Genomic DNA, 24,127 nt, shown 5'->3' on the forward strand with positions numbered 1-24,127 from the left:
ACCCGCAGCGGTTGGCTATGGCCGTGCCGGGATAAACCGTTTTTTCAGAAGGAATGCACAGTGAGAATGATCTCTCGGATGTTGGTATCGGCGGCAGCGATTGCCCTCTTGGGCGCGATGACCGGGTGTGCGACCGAAAGCTCGCGCGCCTTGCCGATCGTAAAAGTCGAAAGCGCCAGCGTGGTTTATAACGGTGTTCGCGTGCCAATGGCCGTCGGCAAGTTCGACAACCGTTCGAGCTACATGCGCGGGATCTTCTCCGACGGTGTGGATCGCCTCGGCGGTCAGGCCAAGACCATCCTGATCACTCACTTGCAGCAAACCAACCGCTTCAGCGTGCTGGACCGCGACAACATGGGCGAGATCCAGCAGGAGGCCGCGATCAAGGGCCAGTCCCAGCGCCTCAAGGGTGCTGACTTCGTGGTAACCGGTGACGTCACCGAGTTCGGCCGCAAAGAGACCGGCGATCACCAGCTGTTCGGCATTCTCGGTCGCGGCAAGACCCAGGTGGCCTACGCCAAGGTCAACCTGAACATCGTCAACATCAGCACGTCCGAAGTGGTTTATTCGACTCAGGGCGCGGGCGAGTACGCCTTGTCCAACCGTGAAGTCATCGGCTTCGGCGGCACCGCTGCCTACGATTCGACCCTCAACGGCAAAGTGCTCGACCTGGCCATGCGCGAGGCGATCAATCGTCTGGTGGACGGGATGAATGCCGGGGCATGGAAACCGGGTAACTGATCAAGGTTGATGACAAGGAGCGGTAAAAGCATGTTCAAGACGTATGTGTCGTGGGCGCTGATGGCGTGGACATTGCTGGTCAGTGGCCTGTTGGCCGGTTGCGCCGGCCCGAAAACCCTTTACCAGTGGGAAAGCTACCAGCCTGAGGTCTACGAGTACTTCAAGGGTGAAGAACCCAAGGAAGCTCAGGCCGAAGCGCTGGAACGCGACCTGCAGAAGATCAAGTCCACCGGCAAGACGCCGCCGCCTGGCTACCACGCTCACCTGGGTCTGTTGTACCTGAGCATGGGCAAGGATGATCAGATGGTGCAGCAGTTCAGGACCGAGAAAACCCTGTTTCCCGAGTCGACGCCGTACATGGATTTTCTGCTTAAAAACGCCAAGACCGGAGACACCCAATGATCGCGCGTTCATTGAAACTGCTGGCCGGGCTGCTGGCGCTGGCCGTGCTCGGTGGCTGCGTCAGCCCCAAGACCGTGGACTATTCGGCGTACAAGCAGGCCCGTCCGAAAACCATTCTGGTGCTGCCGCCGCTGAACAACTCGCCGGACGTCAAGGCGTCCTACAGCATGTTGTCGCAGGTTACGTACCCGTTGGCGGAAGCCGGTTACTACGTGCTGCCGATCACCCTGGTCGATGAGACATTCCGCCAGAACGGCCTGACCACGCCGGCGGATATTCACCAGGCACCGGCCAACAAGCTGCAGGAAATCTTCGGTGCCGATGCGGCGTTGTACATCACCGTGACGGACTACGGCACTCGCTACATGATCATCAGCAGCGAAACCGTGGTGACCGCCACCGCGAAACTGGTGGACCTCAAGAGCGGCACCACCCTGTGGACCGGCTCGGCTAGGGCTTCGAGCGAAGAGGGCGGCAACAACGGAGGCGGTGGTTTGGTGGGCATGCTGATTACTGCGGCGGTCAAGCAAGTGATCAACAGCTCCACCGACGCCGGTCACCCGATTGCCGGTGTGGCCAGTGCGCGACTGCTGTCGGCCGGGCAACCGGCGGGCTTGCTGTACGGGCCGCGTTCGCCGAAATACGGTACTGACTGATCCCCGTGCGATCGTCCCCACGCTCTGCGTGGGAATGCATCCCCGGACGCTCTGCGTCCGCTGTTGGGACGCAGAGCGTCCCTTGCTGCATTCCCACGCAGAGCGTGGGAACGATCATTTGGTAACAGGCCAAAACCGCTCCCCACCCCCAGGCGCATCCGTCCACGCCTGCAATGACCGCGTCGGCAAATCAAAATAATCCCGGGTTCGCGCATAGCCATGCCCACCCATGCGCCCGATCGCATCCAGCCCCAGCTGATCGATGTACAAGGTTTTCGGGTCGATCAATTCGTCCCGCACGTGCGCCATCAACACTTCGCCAAAGATAATCTCCCGCGACTGCCCGATGGACAGCGCCATCATCCGCCGACACTCCAACGCCACCGGCGCCTCGCCGATACGCGGGCATTTGACCGTGGTGCCGGGAATCGCAGTCAGCCCCGCAGCCGTCAGCTCATCGAAGCCAGGCGCGAAGGGCACCGCGCACACATTCATCGCTTCCACCAACGCATCGCTGACGATGTTGACGGTGAATTCCTGATTGAGCTGGATGTTGCGGGTGGTGTCCTTGGGGCTTTGATCGCCGTAGTTCTCCACGCCCAGCGCGAGGATCGGCGGGTCGGCGGACAGCGCATTGAAGAAGCTGAACGGCGCGGCATTGATTCGGCCTTCGCCATCGATGGTGGTGACCAGTGCAATCGGCCGCGGCACGACGCTGCCGATCAGAATCTTGTATTTGTCCCGCGCACTCATTTTGCTGAAGTCAAAGCTTTGCATAGGCAGACATCTCTAAAGAAGGGGATCGATTGCGCTCAGCGGCGTGTGTGCGCTGTAGTCGTCGGCGAACGGAATGGCCGGTTTGAACAGGGTTTTCCAGTCCGGTCGGCCAAAGGCCCGGTCGCTGTGGCTGCGCATCAGTTTTTCGAATTGTTGTTGAGCCTGGCGTTGCAGGGCGGGGTAATCGATGCCCTGAACCTGACCGTCCTGCATGACGCAGCGGCCGTCGATGTAACTGGCGATGCAATCGTCACCGCGACCGGCCAGCACCAGGTTTTTCAGCGGGTCGAACAGCGGCCCCAGGTGCAAGCCGCGCAGGCTGAACACCGTGATGTCGGCCTTGGCCCCGGTTGCCAGACGGCCAAGATCGTCGCGACCCAAGGCTTTGGCGCCGCCGAGCGTGGCGGCGTTGTACATGTCCAGCGTGCTGGTCAGAGCGCTGCCGCCCTCCATCAAACGGGCGATGTGCAAGCCCTGGCGCATGTTCTCCAGCAAATCCGCCGGCCAGGTGTCGGTGCCCAGGGCGAAGTTGATGCCCTTGGCCCGATAACGACCAAACGAGTTCAGCGCCTCGCCGTCGCGGGCAAACACCACCGGGCAATGCACCAGACTGGCGCCGCCATCCACCACACGTTGCAGGTCGTCATCACCGTTGGTGTAGATGCCATGAGGCAGCAGGCTGCGCGGGGTCAGCAGGTCCAACTGCTGCAACCAGCGCAGCGGCGACACACCGCGCAGTTGCTCGACCATCGCCACTTCACCCAGCCCTTGGCAGCAATGCAGACGCATCGGCGCGTTCAGTTCGCGACTCAGCGCGGCGGTGCGTTGCAGCAGCGCCGGGGTGCAGGTCTGGATGCGATCCGGCAACAACGCGCCACGAATCAAACCCTCGTGCGCACCCTCGAAATCATGGAAAAACCGCACAGCCGCGTCCAGCCCGGCCATTCCCCGCGCTTCATCCCAGTGATGCCCGAGGGTGCCGTCGGCCCGCCAGTAACTCATGCCGCTCATGTAGCAGGGGCCGAGGTAAGTCCGCAGCCCCAACTCGGCAGCGACGCCCGCCACGGCAGCAAATTCGTCGTAGGTTTCGGCCCACTCGCGGTAATACATTGAGGTGATCGGCATCGCGGTGGTGATGCCGTTGCGGATCAATTGAGTGAAGGCATAACGGTATTTGAAGACTTCTTCGTCGGGGTTGAAACTTTCGCGCGGACCGGCCGCCAGAGAGTCCTCGGTCCACATCCGGCCCATGTCGCGTTCATCGCCGTTGTCCAGCGTCAGTACTGTGGAATCCAGATCCCCCAGCGCATCCAGATCGATGAAGCCCGGGCCGATCAGCGCGTTGCCGTAGTCGATCCACTGATCCACCGGCCCCGCATAATCACGCCCGACAAACACAATGCGCGAGCCTTCGAACACCACTTCGCCGTCGCGCCACAGCACATGCTGCGTGCCGTCGAAACCGACCACGCAACTGGCCTTCAGACCGATGCGTTTCACAAGCGACTGTCCAGCAAACGGCCGCCCGTAGCGATTAGCTCACCGGCGCGATAGACCTGGCGCACGGGGCGTGAAACCACGGCTTCGCCCAACGTCTGCACCGGCATCAGCAGGAAGTCCGCCGGCCGGCCAATCTCCACGCCATACCCTTCAAGGCCCAGCGCCCGAGCACCATTCACCGTGGCCGCTTCGAACGCTGCCGCGAGCTCATCGTCCTTGTTCAAATCAAAACGGAACGCCAACAGCATTGCCCGTTCCAGCATGTCGCCGTTGCCCATCGGTGACCAGGCATCGCGAATGCCGTCCGAGCCCAGGCAGACATTCACGCCTGTTTCACGCAACGCGAGGAACGGCGGCACTGCGCAATCGGCTGGTGCTGAACTCATCAGCGAAATCTTCAAGGCTGCCAAGCGTTCGGCCACCGGTTTGACCTGACTCCACGGCAACATCCCCAGGCAGTAGGCGTGACTGATCATCACTCGACCTTGCCGTCCGAAGCGCTCGGTGTAGTCGGCGATCAACGCGATTTGCCACAGGCCCAACTCACCTTTGTCGTGCAGGTGAATGTCGACGCCACGGTCGAATTCGCTGGCCAGCTTGAACACGAAGTCGAGTTGCGCGACCGGGTCGTTGTCGATGCCGCACGGGTCGAGTCCACCGACGTTTTCCACGCCCAGCGCCATCGCTTCGCGCATCAGTTCGGCGGTACCAGGACGGCTGATCAGACCGGTTTGAGGGAACACCACCAGTTGCAGGTCGATCAGGTCGCGGTAGGTGTCGCGCAGTTGTTGCATGGCCTCGACATGACACAGGCCGAATTCCGGGTCGATGTCGATGTCGACGTGGCAGCGCATGGTCAGCGAGCCACGGGCGATGCAGTTTTCCAGCAGCGCACCGGCGCGTTGGGCAATGGGCGCCTCGACTTCACGCAGGACGCGGCGCTCGTTGGCGATGTAGTCCTTGAGCGTCGGGCCGGCGCTGTTCGGGCGCCAGGGTTGGCCCCAGAGGGTTTTGTCGAGGTGGACGTGGCTTTCGACCAGAGCCGGGGTGAGGAGCTGGTGTTGGCCGTCGATGTCGGTGGCGGTAAGTGCCGCGTCGGAGGCGGGACGGCGCTGTTTGAACAGGCCGTCCTCAATCAACAGGTCTTCGGCGGTTGAACCGTAGGGCCGCACGTTGCGTAGCCAGCGGGGTTGAGTCATTGCATACCTCTGATTCGGTGGTGTTTTGGCGGGCCTCATCGCGAGCAAGCTCGCTCCCACAGGGGGCGCAGGTGTTCACAAATAGTGTGATCAACACAAATCACTGTGGGAGCGAGCTTGCTCGCGATGGCCGCGACTCGGTCTAACGTCAGCCCTTAAGCTTCGACCAAACCCGATCCTGCAGCTCCCGCGCCTTGTTGCTGCACTCTTTCTCCGGCCGCAAACGCGAGGCGAATTCGTCGGGCATGTTGATGGCGTCCATGACTTTCCACTTGGCGTCGAGCAACTTGTCGCTCTGGATGCCATTCGCGTAGGCAATCGAGTTGGACACAGCGGCGGCGTTTTCCGGTTTCATCATCCAGTCGATGAAGATCTTCGCGTTGCCGGGGTGCGGCGCGCTTTTCGGCACGGCGAAGTTGTCCTGGAACATCGCCAGGCCTTCGCGCGGATAGACGTATTTGATGGTGCTCTTCTGCAACGTGGCGCGTGCGGTCGAGCCGTTCCAGTTCTGCATCATGATCACTTCACCGGAGGCCATGCGGTCGACGGTGTTGTCCGAGCTGTACATCTTCAGGAACGGTTTCTGTTTTTGCAGCAGCTCGAGGATGCGCTTGGCGTCCTGCGGGTTTTCGCTGCATTCGTCGACATTCAAATAATGGCTGGCGGCGTTGATCACGCTGCTGGAAGTGTCGAGGGCAGCGAGTTGTCCTTGCAGCTCCTTGCGCGGTTCGAAGAACTCTTTCCACGAGTCATCGAGTTTGCCGCCGGGCACCCGTGCGCTGTCATAGGAGAACCCGGTGGTGCCCCACAAATACGGCGCGGAGAATTTGCGGCCCGGGTCGAAGCTCGGGTCGCGGAACGCCGGTTTGACGTACTGGAAGTTGGGCAGGGCGGCGGCGTCGATTTGCAGCAGCAAGTTCTGGTTGATCAAGGTGCGCATGATCGACTGCGACGGCACGATCACGTCATACGCCGCGCCGCCGGCCTGCAACTTGGCCAGCAGGGTTTCGTTGCTGTCGTAGCCGTCCATGGTGACCTTGATTCCGGTCTCCTTTTCGAACTTGGCCAGCAGGTCGACCGGGTAGTAGTCGGTCCAGTTGTAGAAGAACAATTCCTTCGGTTCGGCAGCCTGGACGCTGAGGGCGGTGAAGCAGCTCAGGGCCAGACCGGTGACGGCGAAACACATGTTTTTCATTTTCATGTTTTTGTGCGCTCCAGGATTATTGGTTTTTGCCGCGCTGTCCCAGCCAGAAGGCCAGCACCACCAGCACGATGGAAATCAGCAGCATCAGGGTCGAGATCGCATTGATCTCCGGCGTCACGCCGGCCTTGATCGCCGAGAAGATGTACACCGGCAAGGTGGTCGAACCCGGGCCGGCGACAAAGAAGGTCATGATGAAATCGTCGAGACTGACCACGAACGCCAGCACCGAACCGGACAGCACCGCCGGCCACAACAGCGGCAACGTCACCCGGCGAAACACCTGCCACGGGTTGGCATACAGATCGTTCGCCGCCTCCAGCAGACTCTTGTCCAGATCGTTCAATCGAGCGCGGATCGGCAGGTAGGCGAAGGGAATGCAAAAGCCGATGTGCGCGACGATCACCGTCAGCAATCCGAGCTTGATCCCCAGCGCCATGAACAGCAGCAGGGTGGCCACGGCGGTGACGATCTCCGGTAGGATCAGCGGCAGGTTGATCCCGCCCTCGACCATTTTCTGTCCATAGAACGGCCGGTACGTCGCCAGCGCCGCGAGCAGCGCAATCGCCGTGGCGCAGACCGTGGCGATGCTGGCGACGATGATCGAATTCAACGCCGCGGTCTGGATAGACGGGTTGGCCAGAATCCGTCCGTACCAGGCGAAGGAGAACTCGGTCCACACCGTCGCCGAGCGGTTGGCGTTGAAGCTGTAAGCGATCAGGACAAAGATCGGCACGTACAGATAGGCCAGGATCAGCAGGCTGACTTCGCGGGTCAGCGGCAGTTTTTTCAGGTGCAGGGCAATCATGCGGTGGCTCCCCGACGTAATGTTTTGGCGGCGCTGCGGCTGTAAAGGGCGTAACCCACCAGCGACAGCAGCAGAATCCCCAGCAACAGGAACGACAGCGAACTGCCCAGCGGCCAGTTGCGCGCGGTACCGAACTGCTGCTGGATCAGGTTGCCGATCATCAGCGTCTTGCCGCCGCCGAGAATCGCCGGGGTAATGAAGGCACCGAGGCTCGGCACAAACACCAGCAGCGCACCGGCAATCACCCCTGGCATCGACAGCGGCAGAATGATCCGCTTCAGCGCGTGCCAGCGATTGGCGCCGAGGTCGTAGGCGGCTTCCACCAGGCGCCAGTCGAGCTTTTCCAGGGTCGAATAGATCGGCAAAATCATGAACGGCAGGAAGCTGTAGACCAGGCCGACGCTGACCGCGAAGTCGTTGTAGAGCAGGGTGATGCCGCCGGCCTGGGGGAACAGCGCGTTGAGGCTCTGGGCGACCCAGCCGTGCTCGCGCAGGATGATCAGCCACGCGTAGTTGCGAATCAGCAGGTTGGTCCAGAACGGAATGGTGATCAGCAAGACCATGAGGTTGCGTCGACGCGGGGTCAGGCTCGACATCCACAACGCCACCGGAAAACCGAACAGGAAACACAACACGGTGGTGCCACCGGCCTGGAACACCGAGCGCAACAACGCTTGGGCGTAGACCCAGTTCAGCTCCAGTTCACCGTCGAAACCTTCCTGGAAAAACAGCTGCACGTAGCTTTGCAATTGCCAGTCGGCTTGCCAGTCGACGCCGCCATACACGTTGCGCGGCAGCAGGCTGATGTAGCCCATGATGCCCAGCGGAATGGCGATCAGCGCCAGCAAAGTCAGAACCACCGGGCTGAGCAACAGTGCGCGGTTGAGGGCGGGAGAAGTAATGCTGACGCTCATCTCAGGCCTCCATCAACAGACAGGCGTGAGGCGGCAGATTGACCGCCACACGATCACCGACCACCCGGCCGCGGTTCAGGCCTTCGTTGTTCTCGCGCAGCATGACCTTGATGTCGTTGTTCAAGCGGCATTGGTAAAGGGTCGCGGTGCCGACGTACAACACCGCTTCGATCACGCCGCGCAGGTGATGCGGTTGCGCGGGGTCCACCAGTTGCGAACGCTCCGGGCGGAAGGCCAGTTGTACTTTGGCACCGTCGAAGCCCTGGGCCGGGCAAGGGATTTCCACCGGCATGCCGCTCGGCACGAAAAGCTTTTCGTTCTGCTGGCCGCGCTTGAGGTGGCCGGGAAGGAAGTTGATATCGCCGATGAATTGGGCGACGAACTGATGCTGCGGGCGTTCGTAAATGTCGTTGGGCGTGCCGATTTGCAGGATCTCGCCGGCGGACATCACGGCAATGCGGTCGGACAGCGTCAGCGCCTCTTCCTGATCGTGGGTCACGAAAATGAAGGTGATCCCGGCTTCCTTCTGCACGCGCTTGAGTTCGACCTGCATTTCCTTGCGCAACTTGAGGTCCAGCGCCGACAGCGGTTCATCCAGCAACAGCACTTTGGGTTTCGGCGCCAAGGCCCGGGCCAGGGCTACGCGTTGCTGCTGACCGCCGGACAATTCGGCTGGTTTGCGCCTGGCCAGGTGTTGCATTTGCACCAGCGCCAGCATCTCATCGACACGCTGGGCAATTTGCTTGGCATCAAGACCCTGCATCTCGAGACCGAAGGCGATATTCTGCGCGACACTCATGTGCGGAAACAGCGCGTAGCTCTGGAAGACGGTGTTGACCCGGCGCTTGAACGGCGGCAGATCATTGACTGGTTCGCCGGCGAGACGGATCTCGCCTTCGCTGACATGCTCGAAGCCGGCGATGGTCCGCAGGAGGGTGGTTTTGCCGCAGCCGGAAGGGCCGAGCAGGGTGAAGAATTCGTTGTCGGCAATGTCGACTGAAACGTTGTCGAGGGCTGGAGCCAGCCCCGGATCGTCGGAATACCGCTTTGATACGTTACGCACTTCGATAGCTATTGGTTGACCCATAATGGTGCAATCCTCTAATTATTGTATGCAATATCTGGATGCAATCTACAAATAACCGGATTAATCTGCTCGTGCAACCCCCTTTTTCCAATGGCTGCTCACCGCCAGGGGCCGGTTGTTTAGCGCTAAAGGAGTGTTGAGATGACCGAGAAGAAACTCGAAACCACGGTCGACCGCGTCTACCAAGGGGTTTACGAGGCGATCAGCAAACGTTCTTTGCGTCCCGGCATGAAGCTCGGCGAGGCATCGCTGGCCGAACTTTTTAATGTCAGCCGCACGTCGGTTCGTGCCGCGCTCAAGCAATTGGAAGCGGATGGGCTGGTCACTACTGAGCCCAATAAAGGGGCATCGGTGTCGTTGCCCAGCGACGAAGAAATCCGCTCGCTGTTCGAAACCCGGCGCTTGATCGAGATTGGCATCGTCAGCGAGCTCTGCCGTCGACGCGACACCGCGGTGACCCAGGACTTGCGCGATCACTTGTTACTGGAAGATGAAGCGCATCGCAGTGGCGACCATGAACGACTGATTCATTTGCTCGGCGAGTTCCACATAAAACTCGCACGCAGCCTGAATAACCCGGTGCTGCTGGACTGGTTCCAGAAGCTGATTTCCCGCGCTTCGCTGTACGCTGCCGCGCTGGATGACGACAGCCACGAGGCGTGTCGCGACGACGAACACCTGCGGCTGATTGAGTACATCGAGGCCGGTAATCAAAGCGCGGCCATCGAACTGACCTGCATGCATTTGAATGGCATCGAGAAGGCCATCCTCGACGTCGCCGCCACACTGAAAACCGGCTATCACCCGCTCAAGCACCTGATCGAGGTTTGATGGTCCCCCGCGATATCTGTAGCAGCTGCCGAGCCTGCGAGGCTGCGTTCGGCGGCGAAGCCGTCGTGAATTCAGGCCACGCGGTGCATCAGATAGACCGTGCGTTCTGGTTTTACGACGGCTCCGCCGCCGAACGCAGCCTCGCGCAGCTCGGCAGCTGCTACAGGGCCGTTCGTCAAACAAGACCATAAGAATCCGCAGATAAAGAATCGGCTAACCTCTATGAAACCATTGACGTCGATGTTGCTCGAAACAAACGGGTCCGCGCCGTCCTCGCGAAGTTGCGATCCCGCACGTCAGCCACTCACAGGGACACAGAGTCAGTCGATGCAGTTTCTATCTGATAGCCACGGGTGTGCCGGCTGGGACGGTGAAATGGCCGGGCGCATCCGCGCGTTCGACTGGAGCCAGACCGAACTTGGAAATATCGACGCCTGGCCCGCCAGTCTGTGCAGCGCGGTGCAGTTGATGCTCGCATCCCCGTTGCCGATGGTGATGCTCTGGGGTCGGGCGGGCTACATGATCTATAACGATGCTTACTCGAAATTTGCCGGTGGCCGTCATCCGTATCTGCTGGGTGCTCCGGTGGAGCTGGGCTGGCCGGAAGTGGCCGAGTTCAACCGCCATGTCGTCGACACTTGCCTGGCGGGCGGCACCTTGTCTTATCGCAATAAAGAGCTGGTATTGCTGAGGGACGGGATTCCCGAAGACGTCTGGCTGGACCTCTATTACAGCCCTGTCGCCAATGATGAAGGTCGCCCGGCCGGGGTCATGGCGATGGTCGTTGAAACCACTGAACATGTGATTTCCGAACGCCGGCGCCAGGAAGCCGAAGACGCTTATCGAGCCGACAACGAACGGGTGCGCCTGGCGCTCAATGCCGGGGCTTTGCTCGGTTCGTTCGTCTGGGACATCAAGGGCAATGTGCTGTCGGGCGACGAGCGCTTTGCCCGCACATTCTCCTATCCTGCCGAGCAGAACCTCGCCGACTTGTCGACCGACATCGCTGAAGCAAAGATTCATCCCGACGACCGCAATTGGGTCCAGGAACAGGTCAGTCAATCAGTGGCAACCGGCGAGCCCTTTAATGCCGAGTACCGGGTCATGCGCCCCGATGGCAGCTATCTGTGGGTGCAGGCCAGTGGGTGTTGCGAGTTCAACGAGCAGGGCGAGCCGTTCCGCTTTCCCGGGGTGTTGATCGACATTCACGAGCGCAAGATTGCCGAAGAATCCTTGCTCAAATTCACCCGCAACCTTGAGCAGCGTGTGGCCGACGAAGTCGACGCGCGGCTGGCCGCTGAAGAACAACTGCGCCAGTCGCAGAAGCTCGAAGCCATCGGCGGCCTCACTGGCGGCGTGGCCCACGACTTCAATAACCTGTTGCAGGTGATCGCCGGCAACCTGCACTTGCTGGCACGGCATGAGCCAGACAACGCCAACGTGCAGCGCCGGGTCAGTGCGTCGATTGCGGCCGTCGAGCGTGGCGCCAAACTGTCTTCGCAATTGCTCGCGTTTGCTCGCCGCCAACCGCTATCGCCAGCGGTGTGCGATCCACAACAGATCTTCGAAGGCCTAGGCGAACTGTTGCAGCGGGCGCTGGGGGAAACCATCCAGATCGATGTGCAGGTACCGCAAGCACCCTGGCACATCAACGTCGACCGCAACCAACTGGAAAATGCGATTCTCAACCTGGCGATCAATGCCCGTGACGCCATGCAGGGCGAAGGGACGATCGAACTGAGCGCCGAGAATGTGACACTCGACCGTAGGTTCTGTGCCGGCAAGGGCATCGTGGCCGGCGACTATGTGCGTGTCGCGGTCGCTGATACGGGCGCCGGTATGTCACCCGAAGTGCTCGGGCAGGCATTCGAGCCGTTTTTCACCACCAAGGCCGACGGTCAGGGCACGGGGTTGGGGCTGAGCATGGTGTTCGGCTTCGTCAAACAGAGCGGCGGGCACATCGAAATCTCCAGCGTCGTCGGGCAGGGCACTCGGGTGCAGCTTTACTTCCCACGCAGCTTGCGTGCGTTGCCCAGTGAAACAACGCTACGGGATTCACCTCGCCGGGGCGGGCACGAAACCATTCTGGTGGTCGAGGACAACGAAGCGGTGCGCAGCTCGGCGGTGGAGTTGCTGCGCGAAGAGGGCTACCAGGTCCTGACCGCGGCCAACGGCGACCAGGCGATGCAGATGTTGCTGGAGGGCGTGGCGGTGAACCTGATTTTCACCGACGTGGTCATGCCCGGTCTGATCAAAAGCTCGGACCTGGCGGCCTGGGCCAAGGTGCAAAATCCCCCGGTGGCGGTGCTGTTTACCTCCGGTCATACCCGGGACATCATTTCGCGCAATCACCAGCTCAGCCCCGATACCCATCTGCTGAGCAAACCGTATAGCCCCGAGGCACTGACACAGATGATCCACACCGTCCTCAGCGGCTAGTACAGATCCCATGTGGGAATATCCCCTGTTGATGATCGTTCCCACGCTCTGCGTGGGAATGCCTCATGTGACGCTCTGCGTCACGCTTATGGGACGCGGAGCGTCCCGGGCTGCATGCCCACGCGGAGCGTGGGAACGATCAGATGGGAGCAAGCTCGCTCCTACAGGGTTTTGTGTTTTTTTCTGCAATCTAATTAGGGCTCCCGATGACTTCAACGCGCACCTCCAATCCTCCTTCCGGCATGGTCAGGGTCCGCGGTGCCCGGGAACACAACCTCAAGAACATTGACGTCGACATTCCCCGGGACGCATTGGTGGTGTTCACCGGCGTCTCGGGTTCGGGCAAGTCGTCGCTGGCGTTCTCCACTTTGTATGCCGAAGCGCAGCGACGCTATTTCGAATCCGTAGCGCCGTATGCGCGGCGTCTGATTGATCAGGTCGGTGTGCCGGACGTGGATTCCATCGAAGGCCTGCCACCGGCCGTTGCTCTGCAACAGCAGCGCGGCACACCGAGTACGCGGTCTTCGGTGGGCAGCGTGACGACGCTGTCGAGCCTGATCCGCATGCTGTACTCCCGGGCCGGCAGCTATCCGCCGGGGCAGCCGATGTTGTACGCCGAGGACTTCTCGCCCAACACCCCTCAAGGCGCCTGTCCCGAATGTCATGGTTTGGGCCGGGTCTATGAAGTCACCGAAGCCTTGATGGTCCCGGACCCGAGCCTGACCATCCGCCAGCGCGCGGTGGCTTCCTGGCCCACAGCATGGCAAGGACAGAACCTGCGCGACATCCTGGTGACGATGGGCTACGACGTCGACAAACCCTGGCGCGAGCTGCCGAAAAAGCAGCGTGAGTGGATCCTCTTCACCGAGGAAACACCGACCGTCCCGGTGTATGCCGGGCTCACCCCTGAAGAAACCAGAGTCGCGCTCAAACGCAAAATGGAGCCGAGCTATCAGGGCACATTCAGCGGCGCCCGGCGCTACATCCTCCACACGTTCAGCCATTCGCAAAGTGCGCTGATGAAGAAGCGTGTTTCGCAATTCATGCTCGGCAGCCCGTGCCCGTTGTGCGACGGCAAACGGCTCAAGCGCGAGGCGTTGTCGGTGACCTTTGCCGGCTACGACATCGGCGAGCTGTCGCAGATGCCGTTGCTGCAAGTGGCCGAGGTGCTGAAGCCGGTGGCGGCCCACACTTACCTGGAACAGGCCGAGGAGGCGGGCGAAGTGTTGACTCACAGCCAGACGCGCGAGGCCCGTGAACAGCGCGTGGCCCACGGCGCCAGCGCTCATGCCAACGCGCCGGACGTGCGGCATACGCCTAACCTGTCGGTGGAGAAACGTCTGGCCGCGCAGCGAATCGCTCAGGACTTGCTGGAGCGGGTCAGCACCCTGACTGATTTGGGCTTGGGTTATCTGGCGCTGGAACGCAGCACGCCGACGCTGTCGTCCGGCGAGTTGCAGCGGCTGCGCCTGGCCACCCAATTGGGTTCGCAATTGTTCGGCGTGATCTACGTGCTGGATGAGCCGTCGGCGGGTTTGCATCCGGCGGATGGCGAAGCGTTGTTCGAAGCGCTGCAACGCTTGAAAGCGGCCGGCAACACGCTGTTTGTGGTTGAGCACGATCTGGAAACCATGCGTCGTGCGGACTGGCTGATCGACGTCGGCCCGGCGGCCGGTGAGCATGGCGGCCGGATCCTGTACAGCGGTCCGCCGCAAGGGCTCTCCGAGGTCAAGGACTCGCAGACACGTGCCTATCTGTTCGCCGAACAGGTCACTGAAACCAGAACTCAGCGCAAGCCGACCGACTGGCTGCGCCTGGAAGGCATCACGCGCAACAACCTGAACGACCTCAGCGTCGAGTTTCCTCTGGGGTGTTTCACCTCGGTGACCGGTGTTTCCGGGTCCGGCAAATCAAGCCTGGTCAGTCAGGCGTTGCTGGAGTTGGTGGGCGCGCATCTGGGACGTGCCGCCAGCGGCAGCGAGCCTGAAGAGTTGAGCCTTGAAGACGATGCGCCGCAAGTCAGCGGCGGTCAGGTCACGGCCGGGCTGGAATCAATCAAGCGTCTGGTACAAGTCGATCAGAAACCCATCGGCCGCACGCCGCGCTCGAACCTGGCGACGTACACCGGGCTATTCGACAACGTGCGCAAACTGTACGCCGCCACCCCCCAGGCGCAGGCCGAGGGTTATGACGCCGGGCAGTTCTCTTTCAACGTCGCCAAGGGCCGTTGCCCGACCTGCGAAGGAGAGGGCTTTGTCAGCGTTGAATTGCTGTTCATGCCCAGCGTCTATGCCCCATGCCCGACCTGTCATGGCGCTCGCTACAACCCCGAGACGCTGGCGATCATCTGGCAAGGTTTGAACATTGCGCAGGTGTTGCAGTTGACGGTGGACGAAGCCGTCGAGGTGTTCGCCGAGCAGCCGGGCATTCGCCGTTCTCTGGAAGTGCTGCGCGATATCGGCCTGGGCTATCTGCGTCTCGGCCAGCCGGCCACGGAACTCTCGGGGGGCGAAGCCCAGCGCATCAAACTGGCGACCGAGCTGCAACGCAACCAGCGTGGAGCGACGTTGTATGTGCTCGACGAACCGACGACCGGTTTGCATCCACGGGACGTTGACCGGCTGCTTGAACAGTTGAATACGCTGGTGGTAGCGGGGCACACGGTGATTGTGGTTGAGCATGAAATGCGCGTGGTTGTGCAGAGTGACTGGGTGATCGATATCGGACCGGGGGCGGGGGATCAGGGCGGGAGGATTGTCGTTGCCGGGACACCGCAGAAAGTGGCGAAGAGCAAGAAGAGTCGGACGGCTCCTTTCCTCGCCCGGGCCCTATGATCGTTCCCACGCAGAGCGTGGGAATGCCTCACCGGACGCTCTGCGTCCGCTTCTGGGACGCGGAGCGTCCCGGGCTGCATTCCCACGCGGAGCGTGGGAACGATCAACAGGACCTGTGTCAGGCGCGGTCGATGGTGCGCCGGACCTTGTCCAGCAGCTCATTAATCTGAAACGGCTTGATCAGCATGTCCATGCCCTCACCCAGGAACACCTGGCGGTTGAGTGCATTCTCCGCGTAGCCGGTCATGAACAGAATCGGCAATCCTTCACGCCAGCTACGGGCGACATCGGCCAGTTCTCGGCCGTTCATGCGCGGCAGGCCCACGTCGGTCAGCATCAGATCAATCGAGGGGTCGTTTTGCAGGCGTTCAAGGGCGCCCTCGATATCGCCCACCTGCGTGCAGCGGTAACCGGCATCCAACAGCACTTCGGCGACAAACATGCGCACCGACGGCATGTCTTCGACAATCAACACATGCTCCCCCGAGCCCTGTTGATCCACTGCCGTTTGTTCCGCTTCAGTGGCCGTCGGATCGGCACTGGCAGGCAGCATGATGGTCACTTCGGTGCCGCGACGGGCCACGCTGCGGATGTGCGCATCGCCACCCGATTGCCGGGCGAACCCGTAAATACTCGACAACCCAAGCCCGGTGCCCTGGCCCAGTGGCTTGGTGGTAAAAAACGGGTCAAACACCTTGTCGATCACATTGTGTTCGATGCCCGTCCCGTCATCGCGCACGGACAATGCGACATACGCCCCGTCCGCCAGTTTCAGATCACCGCGCGAATACGCCGCGTAGGTGCTGACCCAGATGTTTCCGCCCTGCGGCAACGCATCGCGCGCGTTGATCACCAGGTTGAGTACGGCGCTTTCCAGCTGGATCGGGTCGACCAGGGCAATCGCCGCTTTGGAGGTCAGTTCGAGTTTCAGCGCTATGTGTTCGCCGATGGTACGCGCCAGCAATTCTTCGAGGGACCGGATGTGTTCGTTGATGTCCACCGGCCGGGTATTGAGCGGCTGCTGGCGGGCGAAGGCCAGCAAGCGATGGGTCAGGGAGGCGGCGCTCATGGCCGAGTTCAGCGCCGCTTCGGCATAGAACTGGACCTTGTCGGTACGCGAATCGGCTACCCGTTTCTGGATCAATTCCAGGCTGGTGATGATGCCGGTCAGCAGGTTGTTGAAGTCATGGGCGATGCCGCCCGTCAGCTTGCCCAATGCGTCCATTTTCTGCACTTGCAGCAACTGGCTCTCGGTGCGCACACGCGCGGCGATTTCGTGTTCCAGTTGCAACGTGGTGTCGTCGAGCCGGGCCAGGTGCGAGCGTTCGCGATGGCGATGCTCGGTGACGTCCTCCACGAACACCAGGCTCAGTTCCGGGGTGCGATACGGCGAAATCTGCCACTCGGTTTCCCGCAGTTCCCCCTCGATCCGCATATTCAGCGTGCCTTTCCAGCGTTCACCCGCGGTCAGGCGCAGGCGCAGTTCATCAAGGATCGCTTGCTGTTGGTCGGCGAAGCATTCGCGCAAGGTGTCCGGGTCGCGGTTGTCCTGAATCAATCGGGAGAAGGCATGGTTGCATTCGTGGACTTTGAACTGGGCGTCCAGCACCGCGATGGGTGCCGAGACATTGACGAAAATCTCGCGAAAACGCGCCTCGCTTTCACGCAGGGCGTTTTCCGTATCACGTACCCGCAGCAGGGTGCGCAGGGTCGCCAGCAACACGTCCGGGTCCACGGGATGGATCAGGTAGGCATCGGCCCCGGCGTCGAGGCCGGTGATGATGTCACCGGTCTGGATCGACGCCGCTGACACGTGAATCACCGGTAATAACGCCGTGGCGGGTTCCGAGCGCAGTTTACGGACGATGTCGAAGCCGCTCATGTCGGGCAGGTTGACGTCCAGAATCAGCGCATCGATCAATTCGCTGTCGATCAGCGCCAGGCCGTCGCCGCCGGTCCCGGCTTCGAGCACGGTGTAGCCGTGCGGCTCCAGGCGTCGGCGCAGGGCGTAGCGAGTGGCGACGTTGTCGTCGACGATCAACAGGCGAATGTCACGTTTCATCGGCAGGCTCCATGGCGATGGCCAGCGGGATGATCACGAAAAAGGTCGAACCGACCCCGGGTGTACTCTCGACCCCGACTTCGCCACCCAGCAGTTCGGCGAAGCGTTTGCACAAAGACAAGCCCAGACCGGTACCGCGCAAGCGTTTTTGCAGGGGCGAATCGACTTGTGAAAAGTCCTCGAACAATGCGCCATGTAGCTCGGCAGCGATACCAATTCCTGTATCGCTGACGGCAAAGCGTACATTGCTGGCGCCTTCGAGAGAGGCCGAGACCCGCACTTCGCCGCGGGTGGTGAACTTCAACGAATTGGAAATGAAGTTGCGCAGGATCTGCGCCAGCTTCTTGTCATCGGTATACAGGCGCGGCAGACCCACCGGTTCTTCGAAGATCAGGTCCACCGCCGAAGCGTCGACGATCGGGCGAAACATGCCGCGCAGGGCGGCGAACAAGTCGAACATGTCGAACCAGGCAGGCGAGATAGTGATACGCCCGGCCTCGATTTTCGCAAGGTCCAGCAAGTCGTCGACCATGTCGCTCAGTTCCCGCGCGGCGGTGCTGACGAACGTGACCTGCTTGTGTTGCTCGGGGCTCAGCGGGCCGTCGAGTTCATCGGTCAGCAGGCTGGCGATGCTCAGGATCGAGCCCAGCGGCGTGCGAAACTCATGGCTCATGTACGACAGGAAGCGGCTTTTGAGGTCCGACGCCTGGCGCAGTTCTTCAGCCTGGGTGTCGAGCTCGGCGTACAGCGCGAGCACGCCCTGATTGGTTTCGTCGAGCTCCTCGCGCAGCGCTGCGGTTTCGTTCTGCAAGCGCTCGATCAGCGCCGAGGGTTCTTCGATCGGCGGCATGGGCGACTCAGCCATGGGCGGCCTCCAAAGCAACGACCAGCACCGTCACATCGTCCCGACCGCGACAGAAATCGCGATGCAGGACAGCGGCTATCACCGCGGGATGTCGGTGCACCAGGCCGGGATAGTCGTTCAAGTTCCAACGGGACTGCAGGCCGTCGCTGTACATGATCAATAGATGTCCGTTCACGTGAGCATAGTCAAAAGGCTGGGCTTTCCGGTATTGCCCGCCGACGATGCCCGGATGGGACGCCAGGCCACGGGACTTGTCCAGGCTGATCAAGTTGCCGCCGATGTTGCCGATGCCGGTGAATCTGAGGGTGCCAAGGTGGCCGTCGAACTGCGCGATTGCCAGGGCGCCGCCCCGGGTGCCAATCATGGCCTGGTGGATGTCTTCGAGCAGGAACAGCGGCAAGGCAAACGGCGCCACGGCGAAGGCTTTTTCACCGGCGCGGGCGGCGCGTTCGGCTTCTTCACCATGGCCCAGGCCGTCGATGACCAAGGCACTGATATTTGCCCCGTCGAACGCCAGGTGCCAGACGTCGCCGCACGCCGGGTCGTCGTGCAACGAGTGCTGGCTGATGCCAATGCGCAAATCCGCATCCTTGCTGGCGCGTGGATACAAACGGGCCAGCAACACGGTGCCGCGTGAGTCGGTGTGAACATCAAAGACTTGCGTCTGGCGCGACACCGCACCGAGGCCGATGCCCTGAGTGCCTCCCGTGGAAAACCCGTCAGTCATGCAAGCGTGCAGGTCAAAGCCGTGCGCACGGTCCACTGCGAGCATCTCGATGCCGCTGGCGCTTTTACCGGGCAGGATTCGCAGGTGCAATTCGCCCCGGGCGGCGTGCTTGAGTACGTTGCTGGCCAATTCAGTGGCCACCAGCGCCACGCGTCCGGCATCGGTTGCGTCGAAACCGTGGTCTTCGGCGAGCTTCTGCGCAGTGCGCCGGGCAAAGCCGATCTGGCTGCTGTCCTCGATCAACAGCACTTGGGTCATCGACCCCCCGATGTTCATGTCCATCGGGTGATCGTTATGCGAGTGCCTTTCCCGGGCGCGGTGTCCAGTTCGAACTCGTCCACCAGCCGTTTCGCCCCGGTCAGACCAAGGCCCAGACCGCTGCCGGAGGTCCAGCCGTCGGTCATTGCCAGTTTGATGTCCGGGATGCCGGGGCCTTCATCGCGAAACGTCAGGCGCAAACCGACCCTCGAATTTTCGTCGAGGATCTGCCAGTCCATGTCCCCGCCGCCGCCATAAACCATGGTGTTACGCGCCAGCTCACTGACGGCGGTCACCAGTTTGGTCAGGTCGATCAGGCGCATGCCGCACTCCGTGGCCAGCTTGCGTGCGGTCTGGCGGGCCAGGACTACATCCTGCTCGATCTGAATGGGTTGAGTGCCGCTGCTGCGCAGGGTCATTGCTTGAGTACTCGTTCCCGAAGCAGCTTCATCCCGCGCTCGACGTTCAGCGCGGTGCTGACCCCAGGCAAGGTCAGGCCGAGCTCAACCAGCGTAATCGCCACGGCGGGCTGCATGCCCACGAGCACGGTTTCGGCGTCCATGATTTTCGACAGCCCGGAAATCGTCCCGATCATGCGTCCAATGAACGAGTCGACCATGTCCAGGGCGGAGATATCGATCAAAACCCCGCGCGCAGTGGTCTTGCTGATGCGCTCGGAAAGATCGTCCTGAAGCGTCAAGGCGAGCTGGTCATGCATGTCGACCTGGATGGTCACCAGCAGAAGGTCACCCATCTGCAGAATTGGAATTCTATCCATCGGTTCACACTGCCTTGCTGACGGTGATTCCCAGACGGGTCAGAGCCAGTTTGAGGGCATCGGCCAGGTTGGCCTTGGTGACCACACCTTGCAGGTCCAGGCCCAGGTGGACGATGGTCTGTGCAATCTGCGGACGCACACCGCTGATGATGCAATCGGCGCCCATCAGGCGAATCGCAGTCACGGTTTTGAGCAGGTGCTGGGCCACCAGGGTGTCGACGGTGGGCACGCCGGTGATGTCGATGATGGCAATTTCCGAACCGGTGTCGACGATCCGTTGCAGCAGCGATTCCATCACCACCTGGGTGCGTTGCGAGTCCAGGGTGCCGATCATCGGCAAGGCAAGTACGCCGTCCCAGAGCTTGACCACCGGGGTGGAGAGCTCCAGCAGTTCTTCCTGCTGACGCTTTATCACCGCTTCGCGGGATTTCTGGAAGGTCCGGATGGTGTGCATGCCCAGCGCATCGAGCAGCTCGGACACTTCCCAGAGCTGTTCGGCCAATACAGCCGGATTGTCGTTGTAGTGAGATTGCAGCAGGGAAAACAGCGGACCTTTCAGCGAGAAAATGAAGCTGGCGGTCTGGTGGGAGTCCTGACCGAGCTTGGCGCGACTGTGGGAGAGTTTTTCGAGGAACTGGCGAACTTCGTCCCAGCCCGGCGCGGCGATGTTTGGGCCGTTGCCGTTTTCCAGGCCCGTGACCACCAGTTGCAGAAATTCCGAGGTCTGCTGCTTCAGTTCGTGGTCCTTGAGGTTGCGGTTGGCACCACTGGCTTCCAGGCTAGTGACCCAATCGCCAAGCAGTTGCGCGTGGTTGTTTTTCATCGCGTCGAGTGTGCTGATTTGCATTGCTGCCATGTCCTTGTGCTCCTGAAATTTGACGGGCCGATTCCCCAAAAAACAATGGGCCCGAGTCAGTGACATTTGCGGAATGAAATAGTTAGTCAGTCGGGCAGGATATTTTCATCCTGGCCAGTACTTGCCCGATAACTCTAGTCGGCACAGCCGTCGACGACGATTTTTTGACCTTTGTGCTGCCGGGTGCCTGTCCATTGGATTGAACCCCTGTCCGGGGATGGCTTCGAACGTTCAAGGCCCCGGCTGTTTGAATCGTGGGCTTGCCGTCACGAGCGAGGTACGTATGAAAGACGAATCGACACAACGACAGGATCAATCGGGGGCGCCGGTCGACCGCAATGACCCGGCGATTGATCCGCAGACCCCGGGTGAGGGCGCGCCGGCTGGTCAGCGTCAAAGCCAATCCACCGACTCGCCAAGCGCCGATGCAGCGGTGGATCAGAAGAACCATCACACCGACAACGACAATGAGTTCAGCCCTGGTTTCAAACCGACGCCAGACCGGCCAAAACCCGGCGAAGATACTGATGCCGACATCGACACGGATGGCGGCTAGTTCCGTCAGGTTGAAAAAGAGGCCGCATCAATCGATGCGGCCTTCTTTTTGCGCATTACTTGCTGGGATGGGCGGCCTGGAGTTTTTTCGCCATATCCAGATGCTTTTCCAGGGCCGGCAACATTTTTTGCGCGAAGCCTTTCAGGTCGGTGGCGCCTTTGACTTTGTCGTCCGTCACCGTGTTGGCCTGTTTTTTGAACAGCTCGATGGTTTCTTCGTGGGCCTTCACCTGATTGTTGGCATAGGCCGCGTCGAAGGATTCGTCGCGCATGTCGAGGATTTTTTCCTTGGCCTGCTTGACCAGCGTTGTGTCGTCCGGCACCTCGATGTCGTTCTTTTTCGCCAGCGCAGTCAGTTCCTCATTCGCCTTGGTGTGGTCGGCGATCATCATGTTGGCGAACGCCTTGATGTCTGCCGATGAGCTTTTTTCCACGGCCAGTTTGCTGGTTTCGATTTCGGCGATGCCGCCTGCGGCAGCGTTGTCGACAAAGTCATTGGAGGTGGCGGCAAAAGCTGTGCCCATGCTGGCGCTCAAGGCTACGGCCAGGGCGAGGTGGCGCAGGGTGAATCTGTCCATTGGTCATTCTCCACACTGGGTTTTGATAATCGATCGAGGTGATCGTTATTCAATGGAGGCAGGCGCTCGGGCAAAGGTTTTACCGGGATTGCGCCAAGACGACGAACGGACACCGCTGGTCTGATTGGCGGTCGACAGAACCTGCCAACCGAGGCCATTCTGATAGTTGGCGAACGCAATCGATCGCGTTTGCTACCGATCAACAAACGGAGGTGTTCCATGCCGGTGCCACACGACCTTTATCAGGACCTGAAACTTTCAAAGGAAGATGTCCAGAAAAAACGCACCAAGGATCCCTTACTGGATTCGCTGATCAACAAGTATTCGCAAGCGGACGCCGAGGTAGTAAAGGCTGAAACCGCACAATCGGATGCGCCCAGCGATGACGCACTGAAGAAACTCAAGGAGAAGCGCGTGCAGGTCAAGAATCAGATCGTTGATCGGCTCCAGACGCCATCCTGACGCGCCTTGCCAACCCACTGACAACCGGTGGATGAAAAATTGGAACGGTGATCAATACCGGCACCTCGAAAGATCAGAGTCCGACCTTTTCGACTCCCTGCGAGGTGCCTTATGAACGATCCCAAATTTCCTAGCGAAGAGCAGGGCGGGTTCGACCCGATTCCCACTCATCCTGAACCGTTAAGCCCCGGCCGCACGGCGGTCAACCCCGAGGATGAGCCTGGCATCGACGAACTGCCCGACAACGAAGGTGTGCGCCCGCTGGATGAGGACGGCACCACCTCGATGGACACGGAACGGGTGCGTGAAGAAACGGACCACGCCGTACGCGATAACCAAATGGATCCCCGCTAATCCAAAACCCCACACACATCCCCTGTGGGAGCGAGCTTGAACTGGTCAAGTAAATCCGGACACCGGTTACGGTGCTTATGCCGCTTTTTGCTCCATAGCTAGTGGCGACAGGTAGTTGTTGTAGCTGTGGAGCCTGGTGCGGTTGTAGTACATGAAGAAACGCGTCATATCAGTTTCGGCTTCCTTGACCGTGCTGTAGCCGTTACGAGGGACCCATTCTGACTTTAGCGTGCCGAAAAAGCGTTCTGTCGGCGCATTGTCCCAGCACTGCCCGCGACGACTCATGCTTTGCAAAATGTCATGGCGTCTCAGCTCTTCTTGAAACTTGCGACTGGTGTACTGACAACCCTGATCCGAATGGAACATTACTCCTGACGGGCATTTACGAAGCTCTGTCGCCATCCGTAGCGCCTTGCTGACCAGGTTCGCGTCGTTGACCAGAGAGAATGCCCAACCGATGACCCGGCGTGCATACAAGTCGATCACGATGGCCAGATGAACCCAACGTTTACCCACCATCAGGCTTGTAACATCGCCACACCAGACCTGATTGACTGCGGTCGGTTTGAAATTGCGCTTGAGCAAATTGGGTGCGACGAACGCTTCAACCCCTTTGGATCTGAATAGGTGCGGCTGGCGTTGTTTACTGACAATGTTGGCCTCTCTCATCAATGCTCTAACAAGGCTTCTTCCGGCAGATATATCTAGTGCCTTCAGGTTTTTGCTGATCGCTCTGGAGCCCAGGGCTTCCCGACTTTCGCTGTGCAACTCGACCACTTTCTCTTTGAGTTCTTCGCGTCTGATCTTTGGCTTGGCGCGCCGCTGCATCCATTCATAAAAGCTGCTGCGCTTCACATCGAAAACGCGACACAGGGTGGCGGTCGGAAATGACTCTCTTAGCTCCGCGATCATCGAAAACGATCGGGGTCCGACATCAAGAGAGCGGTAGCCTTTTTTAAGATTTCGGCTTCCAGTTCCAGGCGTTTGATCTTGGCTTTCAATTCCTGAATCTGGCGCTGATCCTCAGTAATTGCCTTGGTGCCCTGAACGGGTTGCCCTTTGCGCTCCTTGCGAACCTGCTCGACCCACCGCCGCAGGGCGGTAGGTCCAATACCTAAAGACGCGCAGACATCTGGAACGGGGCAATTATCGTCAATTACCATGCTGGCTGCACGATGCTTGAATTCGCGGGAATAGACCTTTCTTTCGTTCATGGAACCTCCAAATTGGCGAAATCATATCG

The 24,127-nt window shown here is 60.4% G+C and carries 25 protein-coding genes; 9 read left to right on the forward strand and 16 right to left on the reverse strand.

The window, feature by feature from the left end; translation table 11 throughout:
* Window positions 1-66: 66 nt before the first annotated feature.
* Genes ACYZT8_RS13140 through ACYZT8_RS13150 form a run of 3 tightly spaced genes read left to right on the forward strand, consistent with a single transcriptional unit; the run spans window position 67 to window position 1,799 of the window.
* Window positions 67-741: a CsgG/HfaB family protein gene (locus tag ACYZT8_RS13140; protein ID WP_461982450.1), complete on the forward strand. Its 675-nt coding sequence runs from the start codon at window positions 67-69 to the stop codon at window positions 739-741.
* Window positions 742-801: 60 nt separating this feature from the next.
* On the forward strand, window positions 802-1,143 hold the full coding sequence (locus ACYZT8_RS13145; RefSeq protein ID WP_461982452.1) for a DUF4810 domain-containing protein: 342 nt from the start codon (window positions 802-804) through the stop codon (window positions 1,141-1,143).
* Entirely contained in the window at window positions 1,140-1,799 is a 660-nt protein-coding gene (locus ACYZT8_RS13150; RefSeq protein WP_461958572.1) for a DUF799 domain-containing protein, read from the forward strand. The genes ACYZT8_RS13145 and ACYZT8_RS13150 overlap by 4 nt, the downstream gene beginning before the upstream one ends.
* Before the next feature lie 114 nt (window positions 1,800-1,913).
* On the opposite strand, the gene ACYZT8_RS13155 is transcribed toward ACYZT8_RS13150, so the two are convergent.
* From ACYZT8_RS13155 to ACYZT8_RS13185, 7 genes are all read right to left on the reverse strand, one after another.
* Window positions 1,914-2,576 carry a flavin reductase family protein gene (locus tag ACYZT8_RS13155; protein ID WP_461981723.1) on the reverse strand — a complete coding sequence of 221 codons (663 nt, stop codon included), beginning with the start codon at window positions 2,574-2,576 and terminating at the stop codon, window positions 1,914-1,916.
* A 12-nt stretch (window positions 2,577-2,588) separates the two neighbouring features.
* A complete protein-coding gene (locus ACYZT8_RS13160) occupies window positions 2,589-4,076 on the reverse strand; it encodes an amidohydrolase family protein (protein ID WP_461981725.1) in 1,488 nt (495 codons plus the stop codon).
* Complete coding sequence (locus ACYZT8_RS13165; protein WP_461981727.1) at window positions 4,073-5,275, reverse strand: amidohydrolase family protein; 1,203 nt, start codon at window positions 5,273-5,275, stop codon at window positions 4,073-4,075. Before ACYZT8_RS13165 ends, ACYZT8_RS13160 begins: the two co-directional genes overlap by 4 nt.
* Before the next feature lie 148 nt (window positions 5,276-5,423).
* Window positions 5,424-6,476 carry an extracellular solute-binding protein gene (locus ACYZT8_RS13170; protein ID WP_461981729.1) on the reverse strand — a complete coding sequence of 351 codons (1,053 nt, stop codon included), beginning with the start codon at window positions 6,474-6,476 and terminating at the stop codon, window positions 5,424-5,426.
* A gap of 19 nt (window positions 6,477-6,495) precedes the next feature.
* Window positions 6,496-7,284: an ABC transporter permease gene (locus ACYZT8_RS13175; RefSeq protein ID WP_461958577.1), complete on the reverse strand. Its 789-nt coding sequence runs from the start codon at window positions 7,282-7,284 to the stop codon at window positions 6,496-6,498.
* Window positions 7,281-8,198 (reverse strand): ABC transporter permease, encoded by a 918-nt coding sequence (locus tag ACYZT8_RS13180; protein WP_461981731.1) that lies wholly within the window; start codon window positions 8,196-8,198, stop codon window positions 7,281-7,283. Before ACYZT8_RS13180 ends, ACYZT8_RS13175 begins: the two co-directional genes overlap by 4 nt.
* A gap of 1 nt (window position 8,199) precedes the next feature.
* Window positions 8,200-9,285: an ABC transporter ATP-binding protein gene (locus tag ACYZT8_RS13185; RefSeq protein WP_461981733.1), complete on the reverse strand. Its 1,086-nt coding sequence runs from the start codon at window positions 9,283-9,285 to the stop codon at window positions 8,200-8,202.
* 141 nt (window positions 9,286-9,426) lie between these two features.
* On the opposite strand from ACYZT8_RS13185, the gene ACYZT8_RS13190 reads away from it, so the two are divergent.
* The 3 genes from ACYZT8_RS13190 (at window position 9,427) to uvrA (ending at window position 15,389) form a co-directional block, all read left to right on the forward strand.
* Complete coding sequence (locus ACYZT8_RS13190; RefSeq protein ID WP_222586402.1) at window positions 9,427-10,116, forward strand: GntR family transcriptional regulator; 690 nt, start codon at window positions 9,427-9,429, stop codon at window positions 10,114-10,116.
* A gap of 327 nt (window positions 10,117-10,443) precedes the next feature.
* Window positions 10,444-12,555, forward strand: coding sequence for a hybrid sensor histidine kinase/response regulator (locus ACYZT8_RS13195; RefSeq protein WP_461981735.1), 2,112 nt, complete (start codon window positions 10,444-10,446; stop codon window positions 12,553-12,555).
* Window positions 12,556-12,761: 206 nt separating this feature from the next.
* Complete coding sequence (gene uvrA, locus ACYZT8_RS13200) at window positions 12,762-15,389, forward strand: excinuclease ABC subunit UvrA (protein ID WP_461981737.1); 2,628 nt, start codon at window positions 12,762-12,764, stop codon at window positions 15,387-15,389.
* 118 nt (window positions 15,390-15,507) lie between these two features.
* Here uvrA and ACYZT8_RS13205 read toward each other — a convergent pair whose 3' ends face one another.
* From ACYZT8_RS13205 to ACYZT8_RS13230, 6 genes are read right to left on the reverse strand one after another with little or no spacing between them, the layout of a single operon-like run.
* Window positions 15,508-17,451, reverse strand: coding sequence for a response regulator (locus tag ACYZT8_RS13205; protein ID WP_461981739.1), 1,944 nt, complete (start codon window positions 17,449-17,451; stop codon window positions 15,508-15,510).
* Window positions 17,441-18,316 carry a sensor histidine kinase gene (locus tag ACYZT8_RS13210; protein ID WP_461981741.1) on the reverse strand — a complete coding sequence of 292 codons (876 nt, stop codon included), beginning with the start codon at window positions 18,314-18,316 and terminating at the stop codon, window positions 17,441-17,443. Before ACYZT8_RS13210 ends, ACYZT8_RS13205 begins: the two co-directional genes overlap by 11 nt.
* Window positions 18,309-19,319 (reverse strand): ATP-binding protein, encoded by a 1,011-nt coding sequence (locus tag ACYZT8_RS13215; protein WP_461982454.1) that lies wholly within the window; start codon window positions 19,317-19,319, stop codon window positions 18,309-18,311. The genes ACYZT8_RS13210 and ACYZT8_RS13215 overlap by 8 nt, the downstream gene beginning before the upstream one ends.
* On the reverse strand, window positions 19,316-19,720 hold the full coding sequence (locus tag ACYZT8_RS13220) for an anti-sigma regulatory factor (RefSeq protein ID WP_461981743.1): 405 nt from the start codon (window positions 19,718-19,720) through the stop codon (window positions 19,316-19,318). The genes ACYZT8_RS13215 and ACYZT8_RS13220 overlap by 4 nt, the downstream gene beginning before the upstream one ends.
* Window positions 19,717-20,079: an STAS domain-containing protein gene (locus tag ACYZT8_RS13225; RefSeq protein ID WP_461981745.1), complete on the reverse strand. Its 363-nt coding sequence runs from the start codon at window positions 20,077-20,079 to the stop codon at window positions 19,717-19,719. Before ACYZT8_RS13225 ends, ACYZT8_RS13220 begins: the two co-directional genes overlap by 4 nt.
* Before the next feature lie 4 nt (window positions 20,080-20,083).
* Window positions 20,084-20,935: an STAS domain-containing protein gene (locus ACYZT8_RS13230; protein ID WP_461981747.1), complete on the reverse strand. Its 852-nt coding sequence runs from the start codon at window positions 20,933-20,935 to the stop codon at window positions 20,084-20,086.
* Window positions 20,936-21,218: 283 nt separating this feature from the next.
* On the opposite strand from ACYZT8_RS13230, the gene ACYZT8_RS13235 reads away from it, so the two are divergent.
* On the forward strand, window positions 21,219-21,491 hold the full coding sequence (locus tag ACYZT8_RS13235) for a hypothetical protein (protein WP_461981749.1): 273 nt from the start codon (window positions 21,219-21,221) through the stop codon (window positions 21,489-21,491).
* Window positions 21,492-21,546: 55 nt separating this feature from the next.
* Here ACYZT8_RS13235 and ACYZT8_RS13240 read toward each other — a convergent pair whose 3' ends face one another.
* Window positions 21,547-22,068 carry a DUF4142 domain-containing protein gene (locus tag ACYZT8_RS13240; protein WP_461981751.1) on the reverse strand — a complete coding sequence of 174 codons (522 nt, stop codon included), beginning with the start codon at window positions 22,066-22,068 and terminating at the stop codon, window positions 21,547-21,549.
* Window positions 22,069-22,287: 219 nt separating this feature from the next.
* Between ACYZT8_RS13240 and ACYZT8_RS13245 the strand changes: the two genes are divergently transcribed.
* Window positions 22,288-22,530 carry a hypothetical protein gene (locus tag ACYZT8_RS13245; RefSeq protein ID WP_461958588.1) on the forward strand — a complete coding sequence of 81 codons (243 nt, stop codon included), beginning with the start codon at window positions 22,288-22,290 and terminating at the stop codon, window positions 22,528-22,530.
* 111 nt (window positions 22,531-22,641) lie between these two features.
* Window positions 22,642-22,884 (forward strand): hypothetical protein, encoded by a 243-nt coding sequence (locus ACYZT8_RS13250; protein WP_461981753.1) that lies wholly within the window; start codon window positions 22,642-22,644, stop codon window positions 22,882-22,884.
* Window positions 22,885-22,959: 75 nt separating this feature from the next.
* Here ACYZT8_RS13250 and ACYZT8_RS13255 read toward each other — a convergent pair whose 3' ends face one another.
* Together ACYZT8_RS13255 and ACYZT8_RS13260 are read right to left on the reverse strand one after the other, a co-directional pair.
* Window positions 22,960-23,796 carry an IS3 family transposase gene (locus ACYZT8_RS13255; RefSeq protein ID WP_461973779.1) on the reverse strand — a complete coding sequence of 279 codons (837 nt, stop codon included), beginning with the start codon at window positions 23,794-23,796 and terminating at the stop codon, window positions 22,960-22,962.
* Window positions 23,793-24,098 carry a transposase gene (locus ACYZT8_RS13260; RefSeq protein ID WP_461973777.1) on the reverse strand — a complete coding sequence of 102 codons (306 nt, stop codon included), beginning with the start codon at window positions 24,096-24,098 and terminating at the stop codon, window positions 23,793-23,795. The genes ACYZT8_RS13255 and ACYZT8_RS13260 overlap by 4 nt, the downstream gene beginning before the upstream one ends.
* Window positions 24,099-24,127: the final 29 nt, after the last annotated feature.

This window comes from Pseudomonas sp. LB3P93 (assembly GCF_054898025.1).